Source organism: Avibacterium sp. 20-132 (assembly GCF_023611925.1).
Lineage (GTDB): Bacteria > Pseudomonadota > Gammaproteobacteria > Enterobacterales > Pasteurellaceae > Avibacterium.
This window is the reverse complement of sequence record NZ_CP091456.1, coordinates 714,305-726,724: the sequence shown is the minus strand read 5'-3', so window position 1 is coordinate 726,724 and position 12,420 is coordinate 714,305. Positions and strand designations below refer to the sequence as shown.

General features: G+C 39.5%; 12 protein-coding genes and 2 pseudogenes. 8 read left to right on the top strand and 6 right to left on the bottom strand.

Annotated features, from left to right (window positions below; all coding sequences use genetic code 11):
• Positions 1-5 precede the first annotated feature (5 nt).
• Complete coding sequence (locus tag L4F93_RS03365; protein ID WP_250351130.1) at positions 6-692, top strand: metallophosphoesterase family protein; 687 nt, start codon at positions 6-8, stop codon at positions 690-692.
• Positions 693-756: 64 nt separating this feature from the next.
• Here the strand turns inward: L4F93_RS03365 and L4F93_RS03360 are convergent, their stop codons facing one another.
• Positions 757-2,292, bottom strand: a complete 1,536-nt coding sequence (locus L4F93_RS03360) for a YifB family Mg chelatase-like AAA ATPase (RefSeq protein WP_250351129.1) — start codon at positions 2,290-2,292, stop codon at positions 757-759.
• A 240-nt stretch (positions 2,293-2,532) separates the two neighbouring features.
• Between L4F93_RS03360 and L4F93_RS03355 the strand changes: the two genes are divergently transcribed.
• Positions 2,533-3,459, top strand: a complete 927-nt coding sequence (locus L4F93_RS03355; protein WP_250351128.1) for an Abi family protein — start codon at positions 2,533-2,535, stop codon at positions 3,457-3,459.
• A 47-nt stretch (positions 3,460-3,506) separates the two neighbouring features.
• On the opposite strand, the gene yihA is transcribed toward L4F93_RS03355, so the two are convergent.
• Positions 3,507-4,139 (bottom strand): ribosome biogenesis GTP-binding protein YihA/YsxC, encoded by a 633-nt coding sequence (gene yihA / locus L4F93_RS03350; RefSeq protein ID WP_250351127.1) that lies wholly within the window; start codon positions 4,137-4,139, stop codon positions 3,507-3,509.
• Positions 4,140-4,407: 268 nt separating this feature from the next.
• The gene (locus L4F93_RS03345; protein ID WP_250351126.1) at positions 4,408-4,854 is read right to left on the bottom strand and encodes a hypothetical protein; all 447 of its coding nucleotides are present in this window, start codon (positions 4,852-4,854) and stop codon (positions 4,408-4,410) included.
• Between the two features lie 175 nt (positions 4,855-5,029).
• Between L4F93_RS03345 and L4F93_RS03340 the strand changes: the two genes are divergently transcribed.
• Together L4F93_RS03340 and L4F93_RS03335 are read left to right on the top strand one after the other, a co-directional pair.
• Positions 5,030-5,257: a YadA C-terminal domain-containing protein gene (locus L4F93_RS03340; RefSeq protein ID WP_250351125.1), complete on the top strand. Its 228-nt coding sequence runs from the start codon at positions 5,030-5,032 to the stop codon at positions 5,255-5,257.
• A gap of 102 nt (positions 5,258-5,359) precedes the next feature.
• Positions 5,360-6,215 (top strand): annotated as a pseudogene (locus L4F93_RS03335) (OmpA family protein).
• 305 nt (positions 6,216-6,520) lie between these two features.
• On the opposite strand, the gene L4F93_RS03330 reads toward L4F93_RS03335, so the two are convergent.
• Positions 6,521-6,784 (bottom strand): hypothetical protein, encoded by a 264-nt coding sequence (locus tag L4F93_RS03330; RefSeq protein ID WP_250351124.1) that lies wholly within the window; start codon positions 6,782-6,784, stop codon positions 6,521-6,523.
• Positions 6,785-6,904: 120 nt separating this feature from the next.
• Between L4F93_RS03330 and L4F93_RS03325 the strand changes: the two genes are divergently transcribed.
• Together L4F93_RS03325 and L4F93_RS03320 are read left to right on the top strand one after the other, a co-directional pair.
• Entirely contained in the window at positions 6,905-7,315 is a 411-nt protein-coding gene (locus L4F93_RS03325) for a hypothetical protein (RefSeq protein WP_250351123.1), read from the top strand.
• A gap of 318 nt (positions 7,316-7,633) precedes the next feature.
• Positions 7,634-8,601 (top strand): annotated as a pseudogene (locus L4F93_RS03320) (IS1595 family transposase).
• A gap of 463 nt (positions 8,602-9,064) precedes the next feature.
• On the opposite strand, the gene icd reads toward L4F93_RS03320, so the two are convergent.
• Positions 9,065-10,321 (bottom strand): NADP-dependent isocitrate dehydrogenase, encoded by a 1,257-nt coding sequence (gene icd, locus L4F93_RS03315; protein WP_250351122.1) that lies wholly within the window; start codon positions 10,319-10,321, stop codon positions 9,065-9,067.
• 156 nt (positions 10,322-10,477) lie between these two features.
• Here icd and L4F93_RS03310 point away from each other — a divergent pair, with 156 nt between their 5' ends.
• Positions 10,478-11,134, top strand: coding sequence for a pseudouridine synthase (locus L4F93_RS03310; RefSeq protein WP_442778831.1), 657 nt, complete (start codon positions 10,478-10,480; stop codon positions 11,132-11,134).
• Positions 11,127-11,582, top strand: coding sequence for an NUDIX domain-containing protein (locus L4F93_RS03305; protein WP_250351121.1), 456 nt, complete (start codon positions 11,127-11,129; stop codon positions 11,580-11,582). The genes L4F93_RS03310 and L4F93_RS03305 overlap by 8 nt, the downstream gene beginning before the upstream one ends.
• A gap of 72 nt (positions 11,583-11,654) precedes the next feature.
• On the opposite strand, the gene L4F93_RS03300 is transcribed toward L4F93_RS03305, so the two are convergent.
• The gene (locus tag L4F93_RS03300) at positions 11,655-12,260 is read right to left on the bottom strand and encodes a YagU family protein (protein ID WP_250351120.1); all 606 of its coding nucleotides are present in this window, start codon (positions 12,258-12,260) and stop codon (positions 11,655-11,657) included.
• Between the last annotated feature and the right edge of the window lie 160 nt (positions 12,261-12,420).

Genomic DNA, 12,420 nt, shown 5'->3' with positions numbered 1-12,420 from the left:
CCCCTATGATCTTATTTGCAGGCGACCCACACGGAAGATACGACCATCTTTACCCTTTTGTGCAAGAACAAGAGGGTATCGCCCTTGTCATACTCGGGGATTTACAACTCACCACCACAGAAGAATTGGATAAATTGGCGCAATATTGCGATCTCTGGTTTATTCACGGCAATCACGACAGCAAAACCGTTGCCGCCTTTGAAGCCATTTGGGGAACAGAATGGAAAAGCCGAAACCTACACGGACGCGTACAAACCATTCAAGGCAAACGCATTGCTGGATTAGGTGGCGTATTCCGCGGACAAATTTGGATGCCACCCAATAAACCTGTTTTTTTCGACCCAATCCATTATTGTCAATATTGCCCACAAGAGAAAATCTGGCGCGGAGGTTTGCCATTGCGCCACCGCACCTCAATTTTTCCTTCTGATTTTGAGCAACTAGAAAATCTGCAAGCGGATATCCTCATCTCCCACGAAGCACCAAGACCCCACCCTCTTGGCTTTTCCGTATTCAACAAATTGGCGAAAAAAATCGGCGCAACGCACATTTTCCACGGCCATCACCACGAAAATTTTGATTATTCCCAGATTAACCGAGATCCCAAACTAAAAATCACCAACGTCGGTTTCCGCAGCCTATGCGATGAACAAGGGAATTATTTACTAAAAAATATTGATGATAGAAAATAATTTTTCTCGTGTTCTTTTTCAGACCAAATATAAAGTGCGGTTAGAAATTTTATAAAATTTCAGCTTATCCTAAATTCTTTGAAAGTTTCTGCAACAGTCGATCCATCGCCCGATAGGAAAGCGCTTCGGCCAAATGAGGGCGTTGGATTTGCTTTTCGTTATTTAGATCTGCAATGGTGCGAGCCACTTTTAAAATGCGGTGATAAGCACGCACAGAAAGCCCTAATTGAGTGAGCGTATTTTCAAGAAAAATACCGTCTTGCGAGCTAATTTTGCAATCTCGTTCAATTTCTTTACTACTTAAATGTGCGTTGATTTTTCCAGCGCGGGCAAATTGAATTTCACGAACTTTAATAATTTTCGACCGCACTTGTTCACTGGTTTCCCCTTTATTTTCAATGTGTTGTAATGCACCTTTAGGCAAAAGGGGAACTTCAATGGATAAATCAAAGCGATCTAAAAACGGCCCTGAAAGACGATTCAAATAGCGCATCACTTGTTGTGGTGAAGTGCGATTATGCACACCAGTGTAATGTCCAGTAGGGCTTGGGTTCATTGCCGCAATCAGTTGAAATTTTGCTGGAAAACAGATTTTCGCATTGGCGCGCGAAATAATGATTTCGCCACTTTCTAACGGCTGACGCAAAGCATCTAGCACTTTGCGATCAAACTCTGGTAGCTCATCTAAAAACAACACGCCATTATGCGAAAGGGAGATTTCCCCCGGCCTTGGGATCGTTCCCCCACCCACCAAAGCAGGCAAAGACGCACTGTGGTGGGGCGCACGAAATGGGCGTTGTTTCCAGTTTTGAAAATTTAGCTCATTTTGTACAAGGCTAGTAACGGAAGCAGTTTCTATGGCTTCTTGCTCGGTCATTTCTGGCAATAACCCCGTTAAACGGCTTGCCAGCATTGTTTTTCCCGTACCAGGCGGCCCTAAAAGCAATAAATTATGTTGCCCTGCAGCGGCGATGGTTAAGGCTCGTTTAGCGTGTTGCTGACCAATAATATCCGTTAAATCTGCTTGATTTTTGAAAGAAAAATCCACCGCACTTTGCGTGGTTAAATCCGTGGCAAGGGGCAGTTTTTCTTGTTCATTAATAAATTGCACCACCTCTAATAAATTCTGCGCAAAATAACTTTTTTGATCGGCGACTAAAGCCGCTTCATTGGCATTTTGTCTGGCAATAATCGGGCAACGGCGCACTTTTTTAGCCGCTAAAATCGCTGGAATAATGCCGTGAACTCCACGTAATTGACCTGTTAGAGCCAGTTCACCCAGTAGCTCAAATTGCTTTAAACGTTCAGGATTAACTTGTTCAGAAGCAGCTAAAATCCCAATGGCAATAGGCAGATCAAAACGCCCACCGTCTTTAGGTAAATCTGCGGGTGCAAGGTTCACTGTAATCCGCTTGGCAGGGTATTTAAAATTGGCATTCAATAACGCACTTCGCACGCGATCTTGTGCTTCTTTCACCGTTTTTTCTGGCAATCCCACAAGGGTAAAACCCGGTTTCCCGTTGCTTAAATGCACTTCAATAGTAACCAGCGGCGCTTGCACCCCCATTGACGCACGGCTATAAACAATGGCTAATGACATTTATTATCCTTTATCTCATTTCATTTGAAGAACTAATATAGAAAAAGCCAAAAATAAAGAAAATTCCCACCGCACTTTTTTGCGATCGGGATCGAGAAAATGAGAGAGCTAGCTTGCGTTTAGTATTACTTTATATATAATAGCCGCAATCGTGGGGCAGCCTAAAAGATAAAACTGACCTTAACCCGAAATGTTAAGAGTTAAAGCTGCCTCCTTACCTTTCTTCTTCATATTTTTAGTATGTCTGCAACGAAGCCTCACAAAGAATATAGTTCCTTAGTTGATATCTTACTCTCTCGAAATATGATTATCGAAGATCCTATTTATGCTGCAAGAAAACTTTCTCAAGTTGGATATTATCGTTTATCTGGCTTTTGGTTTACTAGCAGGAAAATAGAAACGATAATTCACGACGGAAATCAAAAAACACAATTTATTGATGAGTTTCTTCCAAACACAAAATTTGAAGATATTTATAAATTGTATTTATTTGATAAAAAATTACGATTATTGTTATTAGATATTATTGAACGTCTTGAAATTAATATACGCTCTATAATCGCACATGAGCTAGGCCGCATTGATCCATTAGCTTATGAAAAAGAGATATTTCTTAACTTGGCTTCTGAAAAGGTAAGAAAAAGCTATTATGATATATGGTTACCAAAATTAGAGAAAGAAATTAAGGGTAATCGTTCAGAGTTTATTCTTTATCATCGTAATCAAAATAAGAAGATTCCATTCTGGGTTATTATAGAAATATGGGATTTTGGAATGCTATCAAAATACTATTCTTTTTTGAAAGGTTCATATAAGAAAAAGATTGCTAAAAAATTTAATGTTGATAGTAATAAATTTGGAAAATGGTTACATGAAATTAATATTTTAAGAAATCTATGCGCTCACCACTCTCGAATTTGGAATAAAGACTTTAATGCTATTATTTTGCCTCCAAATCAAGATATTGAAATAAATGAAAAAACAGCACAAAGAGTTTTTGGTAGAATTTTAGTGCTTTGGTATTTAGTTAAGCAGACGGAAAGTAAGAATTATAAATGGTTAGAAAAATTTAGTGCGTTAGTTAAACAAGATTTTCCTACAGTTCCAAATGCGAGATTAGAATTCATGGGGTTAAAAGATCATAAACAATTATCACTTATTTTTTAGAATACTTGTAAAAAAAGTGCAGAATTTGCCCTGCACTTTTTCGTTGATTACACTTCTTCATCTTCCACAATCACAGCGCTAAACCAGCTATCCAATTTTCTTGCTAGTTTATCAATACCTTGTTTTTTCAAGGCGGAAAAGGCTTCTACTTGCACATCGCCTTGGAATGGCAAAATGGCTTCGCGCACCATTTTCACTTGCTTACTCACGGCGCTTTGGCTTAGTTTATCCGCTTTGGTGAGCAATAACAGCACTGGCAAATCAGCAGACACCGCCCATTCGATCATTTGTTGGTCTAAATCTTTCAAAGGGTGGCGAATGTCCATTAAAATCACCACACCGCCTAAACATTCACGTTTTTGCAAATATTCGCCCAAAGCTTTCTGCCATTGGATTTTCATTTGCTCAGGCACGGCAGCATAGCCATAGCCCGGTAAATCTACCAATTTGTAGAACGGTTCCACTTCAAACACATTAATTAATTGCGTCCGTCCCGGGGTTTTGGACGTGCGGGCAAGGTTTTTTTGATTGGTCAAGGCGTTAAGTGCAGTGGATTTTCCTGCGTTAGAACGTCCTGCAAAGGCAATTTCCATACCGCTATCTTCAGGCAACACGCGAATATTCGGCGCACTCGTCAGAAAATGGGTTTTGTGATAATTCAGTTTAATTTCGTTGCTCATTTTATCTATCTTTTAACTATTTCAGCCATAAGGAAAGTGCCTAGCATACCCTAAAATCACAAAGTGCGGTAAAAAATCTCGAAATTTTCCACCGCACTTTTGTGATTATTTTCATTTCAGACTATCACTTTTTCTTCATCAAAGTCCCCGTTTTTAGCAAAGAGGGGTTAGGGGAGATTTGTCTGTTGCCCAAATAATGTTTTCCAAGCAACAAATGGAAAAATCAAAATGGCGGGCACATAGGTCCGCCACTACAGGCAAAAACCAATTATTCGCAGTGTTGTTTATATAGCGCCATAATCACTTCTCGTACAACATTGCGTTGAGGTTCGGGGAGATCAAGGAAGTGGCTGAAAAGGGCTTTGTCTTGTTGGGTGGCGATGTTTTCCCAGCGATGTTGTTCCAAAATATCTGAACGGCGAAGTTCGCCAGCTTCTAGGCGTTCTAGTTTTTCAGGGGATACCAAGTCCGTCAAATTAATTTGTAGCCAACTAGCAAGTGTTTTCAGTTTATCAAGACGTGGAATACTCTCACCCCGCAACCATTTTCCTGCAGTGTGTGGAGTAATAGACGCACCGTAATAACGCAAATTAAATTCACGTTCAAGAACATTGCCACGGGCGGCATAACCCTTGGCAATTAATCCTTTCTTTAAATTTTCAGCAAAACGTAGTCTTTCTCGCTGATCTTGTTGCGTTTTTTCATCTTTTTTCATAGTTGCGAAAGCTATCACTCCCACATAAAAAATTGTAACTATGATTTAATAAAAGTTACAAAATGATCAAAAATAGTTACATAAAAATCGAGCAGCCATTTCTGATAGATAAATTATTATTAATGAAAAACGAAAAACAAATAGTTTCAAAAAAACGTGTGGTCGTGTAAATAATGTGGAACAACGTTTAGAAAAACAAAATAAACGTTTAAAAGCAGATATCGCAGGTGCAAATGCTACCGCTGTATTACCTCAAGTTCGTGGCAATGGTAAATCAATGGTATTTACCGCCGTAGGGACTTATGAAGGTCAAAATGCAGTCGCTGTTGGTTACTCTAGTGCGAGCGACAACGGTAACGTTGTTTTAGACTTCACACTAACGCAAACTCTTGCGGTAAAGTAGGGGCTGGCTACGAATGGTAATTAACATTCATTGATGCAACGGAACGCCAGCAATGGCGTTCCCTTTCCCGAATTTCACATTATTTAGAAAAGGTTTAACAGTATAAAAACATCATTAAAATTGACCGCACTTGCAATCTCTTATGCATTATTGACCGCTTGCAGCAATCTTTCCAATCTAACCAAAGACGGTACAGCAGATAATCCCGTCTTTCCTAAGATTGAGCAATCTAAATTCAATCACGACGGTTCACAATTCGGCTCGTGGGTAAACTGGGATAACGTTCGCCAAATCGAACGCGGAATGAATAAAGACCAACTTTACAATCTCATTGACCGCCCACATTTTGCCGAAGGTTTGTACGGTGTACGCGAATGGGATTATGTCTTTAACTATCGTGAAAACGGCGTACATAAAGTTTGCCAATACAAAGTGCTTTTTGGCAGTAATATGAACGCCTAAAGTTTCTTTTAGTTCCCGAATGGTTGTAATACCGACCAGGAGTTTAATTTAAGTTCAGGCTTCTTGTTTGATTTCGATAAAGTAGATTTAAAAGCGGAAGGGAAACAAGTGATGGCGGAATTGGTGAACAAATTAAATAGTCTAAATGTGAAAACCGCAATCATTGAAGGTTACACCGACTGTATGGGGGCAGAGCCGTACAACTTAGACCTTTCGCAACGCCGTGCGGACCGTAAAAGCGGAGTTAAGTGCGGTAGGTTATGATAAAGTGAATCAAGTCAAAGCCTGTGAAGGTAACGATAAAGCCACTAAAGAGTGCTTACTCCCGAACCGCCGTATCGTGGTGAAAGCACAAGGTACGGAACTTAACTCAGGTACAAGTAAAAAAATTGCGGGTCCAATCGGTCCAGCATCGCTTTACGGTGCGAACTATCCTTATAGTCCGCATATTACAGGCAATCCAAATCCAGCATTGCCAGCACAGAATTTGCAGTAATCTGCAAACCGACTCTTAGCCGCAAGGTTTTGAAGGTCTTGTTCATTATCTTTAATCCAAAGCAATCTCGAAAGGGGTTGCTTTTTTTGATGAAAAACCTTTAGATGTCCCTTCTTAAAGACCGATGTAAAAAAATACCATAGGGAAAAATAAAAATTACTTGTCAATATAAGATGATTATCTTACCATTACTAAAATCTCTATCAGATGTGATTTAAAACAAACAAGGTTAACATGAGCATACATCCGTTCCCAAATAATGCACAAGATAAAATTAAGCGTATATCGTATTGGATTCAAGAGTTTCATTGGGATAAATTTTTTCTATGTATATCTATGCATATGGTGTTACCTTTAGCTCCATTAATAATTGAATTTTTACTTAAAAAAGGTCCTGTAAGTTTATCCAGTTTATTAATATCAACTTCAATGTATTGTTTATCATTAGGTTCTTCCTCAAAGAAAACGTCTATATTTGCACTAAGTCTTGTAGTCGCTTTAATTCTAACCGCTTTATATGGCAGTGCTATAAATATAAGTGGGGAAGATAATTCAACAAAGATTGACACTTTTTATATTTATTGCGTGTTAGGTTTGTTTTTTATAATACATCTTATTGAAAGATTTAAGCGTCATGCGATAGATTGTGAAGCGTTTTGGAGTTTTAATTAGAGCTAGAGGAGTTTACTATGGAACGTATCTTTATTATATTGCAATTGTTTTCTTTAGTTTTAGCTATGATAACTCTCGTCCTATCTTTGCGTAATTTTAAGAAAAGAATAAAATTGGAAGAAAAGTTGCAGTCATATTTAATTGATGAGATCAATAAGAAAAATATTGATTTTAATGATTTAAAAACTCATTGCTCAAATAATAGAATAAAGGTAGAGATCTCGTCTCTTCTTAATAAAGAAAATGAAGAAAAATACATAAAAGAATTGGATGAGTGTGTTTCTTCGGCTATTGAACGCCTAATGGATGATGAGCAGATTATCATCAGAAGGGTTCTTGATAATTCTATTCAAAATGGTAGAGTACAATATAAAGAAAAAGTTATTAATGATTCAATATCTAAATTATTAAATTTTAGAACTGCTTAATCTTATAAGCTAGAGCTATATGCTCTAGCTTTTTTATAAAAACTGTTGTCAATTTTATAAAGCCAACGGATCAATTTTGCCTTAATTTTCCCTTAAATTGGAAAGGCTGATAAACGGTAAAAATTTGCGTAACTTGCTAGATTATGAGGTGAATGTCGCAATATGTTTATCTAGGTGTTTGATCACAGGTTTTCTTGTGTTAGTACCGGTATTTGAGGCGAAAACGCTTTGAGCCGACTTGAGGTTTTCAAGTGGACGATTTTTTATGTCTAGTGTTTAGCAAATCTCGAATGCCTTGTACCACACAAGGAAATTCACATGGCTCAACACTATTTACTTTCAGGCAAATCTAAAACGATTGATATTAAAACGATTTTTCGCTTAACCGAAGATGATGCTTTCCATAAATTAGCGTTAGTCGATATTCTTGCCGTAATAACGATGATGGTAAGTTGCTCAAAAGGCATTAGTGCCATTAATGTCAGCCGACTTCTCAATCTCAACTACAAGACGGCTTTTGTACTTTGCGGAAAAGTTCGTGAAGCTATCTTCAAAACACGCGATTTAGTTCCGTTATCAGGTGAAGTCCATCAAGATGGCATGTGGATTAATTTTCGACTACGCCCCACTAATTTCTGCAAGAACAATTACAAATAACGGCAAAAATCTGATGAAAAAGGACGTAAGTTTCCTAAGTTTAGAGCGACCAAACGTTGTATTATCAGTCTGAACCAACATGCTTCAAACGATAGTGAAATATGAGGTGCAAACCGCACCATCGTCGCAATGGATTACACCGAAAACGCCGATACCGTCCTTGCTCTCAATCAGCGCTTTGTAAAAGCAGGTAGCGATATTATGTGCGATGAAAATCCTGCCTATAACAACCTAGATTTTCACTATCATCGTTGGTCGGTTAATCATCAAGAAGCCTATAGTGCTAAAGGCATAAATAACAATCTCGCGGAATCCTTCAATGCGAGTATGCGCGATTTAATGCGTGGCACACACCACAAAACCGATAATAAGTATGCTTTACGCTATGCGAATTACGCGGCTTGTTCATCAGATAATTGCCGCAAATCTACTGGGAAACTCTTCGAAGATGTTCTTGAACGTTGCCTGTGGGTGCTACCACTCAAAGAATGGGTAGGTTACTGGCAAGGCAATCATCGTGAAGGTGAATTACTCGGAATGAAAGCTTTTACACCTAGTGAAATTTCACAGAATTACTTCAAACGTCTTGAAGACAAATCAAATATGATGAAATGCTGATGGCGACATAGACTTATATAGACACTGATAGACTTTGATAGAAAGAGAGTGAAATGGCTTACCTGAATAAAGGTCAAGCTGAATAGTTACACCTTAAGTTTAGAAAACTGGAAAATTAGCGTGAAAAATTGCGAGATTGAAGTTAGAATTTGAGGGAAAATAAATGCCTTTCACGATTTTTATTCGAAAAGGCATTCAAATTTATATTGTTAATTAGTCAAATTTCGGACTTTGTGCAACTGCTACATAATACCGAATCTTTAGGGGCATATAGATTTGTAAGGGTGTATTGTATACGCCCGTTTTTATATTCAATTTTATTGGAGATATATAATACGCCCCTACGCAACTCATCAAACAATATTTACGAAAAAGTGCGGTAAAAAATTTCTGATTTTTTCACCGCACTTTAAACCATTTTACTAAAGAAAAATCCCCCCATTTAGCAAATAGAGTTAGGGGAGATTTGCGAAACTACATATTCGCCACAATTTCTTCAGCAAATTCGGACGTGGAGCACAATTTCGCACCTTCTAACATTTCAGCAAAATCGAAGGTAACGGTTTTGTTTTCAATGGCTTTGGCGACTGCGTTTACCACTAAATCCGCTGCTTCTGTCCAGCCTAAATGGCGTAACATCATTTCACCGCTTAGGATTAATGAACCGGGGTTGCCTTTGTTTTGCCCTGCGATTTTTGGTGCTGTACCGTGGGTGGCTTCAAAAATTGCCGCTTCCGCACCGATATTTGCCCCTGGTGAGATGCCAATTCCGCCCACTTGTGCAGCAAGGGCATCGGAAATGTAGTCGCCGTTTAGGTTGAGTGTGGCGATGACATCGTAATCGGCTGGGTGGAGCAACACTTCTTGCAAGAATGCATCGGCAATGGCGTCTTTGATGATAATGTCACGCCCTGTTTTGGGGTTAGTCAGCTTCATCCACGGGCCTTCATCAATGAGCGTTGCACCATATTCTTTCGCCACTTCGTAGCCCCATTCTTTAAACGCGCCTTCGGTGAATTTCATAATGTTGCCTTTATGCACTAATGTGAGGGATTTTCTATCATTATCAATGACATATTGTAAGGCAGCACGCACTAGGCGCTGTGTTCCTTGTTTTGAGACGGGTTTGATGCCAATGCCACAGTCTTGTGGAAAACGGATTTTGTTCACCCCCATTTCTTGCTGTAAGAACTGAATCACTTTATCTGCTTCAGGCGAGCCGGCTTTCCATTCCACCCCGGCGTAAATATCTTCAGAGTTTTCACGGAAAATAACCATATTGACTTTTTCAGGGTGTTTTACTGGGCTTGGCGTGCCGCTGTAATAGCGAATTGGACGTAAACAGTTATAAAGATCTAATCCTTGACGCATTGCCACATTTAAAGAGCGAATGCCACCGCCAACAGGCGTCATCAACGGGCCTTTAATGGCAACGTGATAGGCTTTAATCAAATCAAGGGTTTCTTCAGGTAACCAAGTGTTTTCGCCATAAACTTCATTGGCTTTGCCTCCCGCATAGATTTCTAACCAAGCAATTTTGCGTTTGCCTTGATAGGCTTTTTCCACCGCGGCATCAATCACGCGTTGCATTGCTGGTGTGACATCCACGCCAATGCCATCACCTTCAATGAAAGGAATGATGGGGTTATCAGGGACAATCAATCCCCCTTGTGCGTCTAAACGAATTTTTTCCCCCTGAGGAATAACAACGGCGGATTGGGTTTGACTCATTGGATTCTCCTTTAATGGTTGATGTTGTGTTATAGTGAGCAGAGAAAGCACATTGATAGTTTGGTAAAAATGTGCGTTTAGATTGATCTTTATTCATTCTCATAACATATATGAAGGCAAAATTTCTTTCAAGCCGTAATCAACAAGAACGGCAAAATTTACGCAAAAAAAACGGTTCAGCATTTTGCGCGTAAAAAAGCAAATGTCCCTGATTTTGCACACACCAAAGTGGTGCTGTTTAATAAGCCCTTTGATGTGCTGAGTCAATTTAGCGATGAAAACGGGCGACAAACACTTAAAGATTTTATTCCTATTTTATCGGTTTATCCCGCAGGACGTTTAGATCGCGATAGCGAAGGGCTGTTAATTCTCACGAATAACGGTGAAATTCAGCATCGCTTAGCCGATCCTAAATACAAAACGGAAAAAACGTATTTCGTGCAGGTGGAAGGCGAGCCGACAGAGCCTGAGCTTGAACCACTACGCCAAGGGGTAAGATTAAAAGAGGGCAAAACGTTACCGGCAAAAGTGCGGGTAATTTCTGAGCCAGCTTTTTTATGGCAACGGGATCCGCCTATTCGCGTACGCAAGAGCATTCCGACAAGTTGGTTGGAAATTAAAATTAGCGAGGGCAAAAATCGCCAAGTTCGCCGAATGACCGCACATATTGGCTTTCCCACATTGCGTTTAATTCGTGGCAAAATGGCGGGATTTAGCGTGGAAAATTTGCCATTAGGGCAGTATTATCAATTGACGGCTCAAGAACTTGAAGCCCTTTATCAAAGGTTAAAATTAAGGAAATCCAATGCATAGACCTTATATTATGATGGCGTGCGTCGTTCATTGCCAAGGCAAATTTCTGTTTGTGAAAGAATTTGAGTACGGCAAAATGACGTTAAACCAGCCCGCAGGGCATTTAGAGCAGAATGAAAGCATTCTTGCAGGGGCAATGCGTGAATTAAAAGAGGAAACGGGTATTCAAGCCACGCCAAGCAAGCTGATTAAAATCTACCAGTGGCACGCACCACGTAGCCAAAAAGATTATTTACGTTTTGTCTTTGCGGTGGAATTAGCGGAATGTTTGCCCATTGTGCCGAGTGATCCGGATATTGAAGGCGGTGTCTGGCTCACACCCGAAGCGTTTCAACATTATATCCAACAAGCTGGGCAGGCAGAACGCAATCCGTTAGTCAGCCAAGCATTGCAAGATTATTTAAATGGCGAAGGGGTAAGTTTAGAAGTGTTGAGGCTGTTTGAATAAAATTGGTGAAATTTGCACCGCACTTTGTTTTTCACATAAAAATAAAGCCCGAATGGTTCGGGCTTTACTTGATTAACGATAAGGTTGATCCAATGGAACTTCAGGATCTGGTTGATGCGTGATGCGGTTACGTAGATCACGACGAATAATCTCAATTGTCCAGAACCAGAAGATATGTCCTACTAATTCAGAAATATGTTCGTATAATGGCCATTCTGCAACAGGTGGGGTTAAACCTAATGCTGGGAACGTGATGTAATGCACACAAATATCCGCGATTAAACCTGCACCAATACCTTGCCAGAATTTAATTTTAGGAAAACGTTCTGCCACAATACAGTAACCAATTGCAAAAACTAAAGAGAAGGTGATGTGAGTTACACCAATCCAGTCAAACCCGTGATCTGCAAAAGTGAATACCGCAGCCGTGGGATCGATGCCAATATAATCACGTAAGAAAACGTGTGGTGGGTTTAAAAACGCACGAGAACACACTTCTAATGCTTGTGAAGGATCTTGACAAGCCGCAACGAATAAATCGAATGGACTACGTGGTGGGAATGGATGTTCTGCCCCCCATTTTACAAAGGCAGAAATTAAACCACCGATAAAACCAACAAAAATTGCCACACCATAGCGACGGCGTGCAGGATCGGTTTGAGTGAAAATACCTGACATATAATTCTCCAAATAAAATGATAATTGTGAGTGATTTCTTTATTTATTAAATTTGATTAAATAAATAAAATCGCTAGCAATTCTATGCCTAATTGAGAATTAGTCAAGCAATTTTCTACCCCTAAAGAGATAATTCAAAAGAAGTATGATTGAGTGAGGT

Coding starts and splice junctions, on each gene's coding strand:
- L4F93_RS03325 (WP_250351123.1), top strand. CDS start 6,905: ATGGAACGTATCTTTATTATATTGCAATTGTTTTCTTTAGTTTTAGCT.
- L4F93_RS03300 (WP_250351120.1), bottom strand. CDS start 12,260: ATGTCAGGTATTTTCACTCAAACCGATCCTGCACGCCGTCGCTATGGT.
- yihA (WP_250351127.1), bottom strand. CDS start 4,139: ATGAGCAACGAAATTAAACTGAATTATCACAAAACCCATTTTCTGACG.
- L4F93_RS03365 (WP_250351130.1), top strand. CDS start 6: ATGATCTTATTTGCAGGCGACCCACACGGAAGATACGACCATCTTTAC.
- L4F93_RS03360 (WP_250351129.1), bottom strand. CDS start 2,292: ATGTCATTAGCCATTGTTTATAGCCGTGCGTCAATGGGGGTGCAAGCG.
- icd (WP_250351122.1), bottom strand. CDS start 10,321: ATGAGTCAAACCCAATCCGCCGTTGTTATTCCTCAGGGGGAAAAAATT.
- L4F93_RS03345 (WP_250351126.1), bottom strand. CDS start 4,854: ATGAAAAAAGATGAAAAAACGCAACAAGATCAGCGAGAAAGACTACGT.
- L4F93_RS03355 (WP_250351128.1), top strand. CDS start 2,533: ATGTCTGCAACGAAGCCTCACAAAGAATATAGTTCCTTAGTTGATATC.
- L4F93_RS03305 (WP_250351121.1), top strand. CDS start 11,127: ATGCATAGACCTTATATTATGATGGCGTGCGTCGTTCATTGCCAAGGC.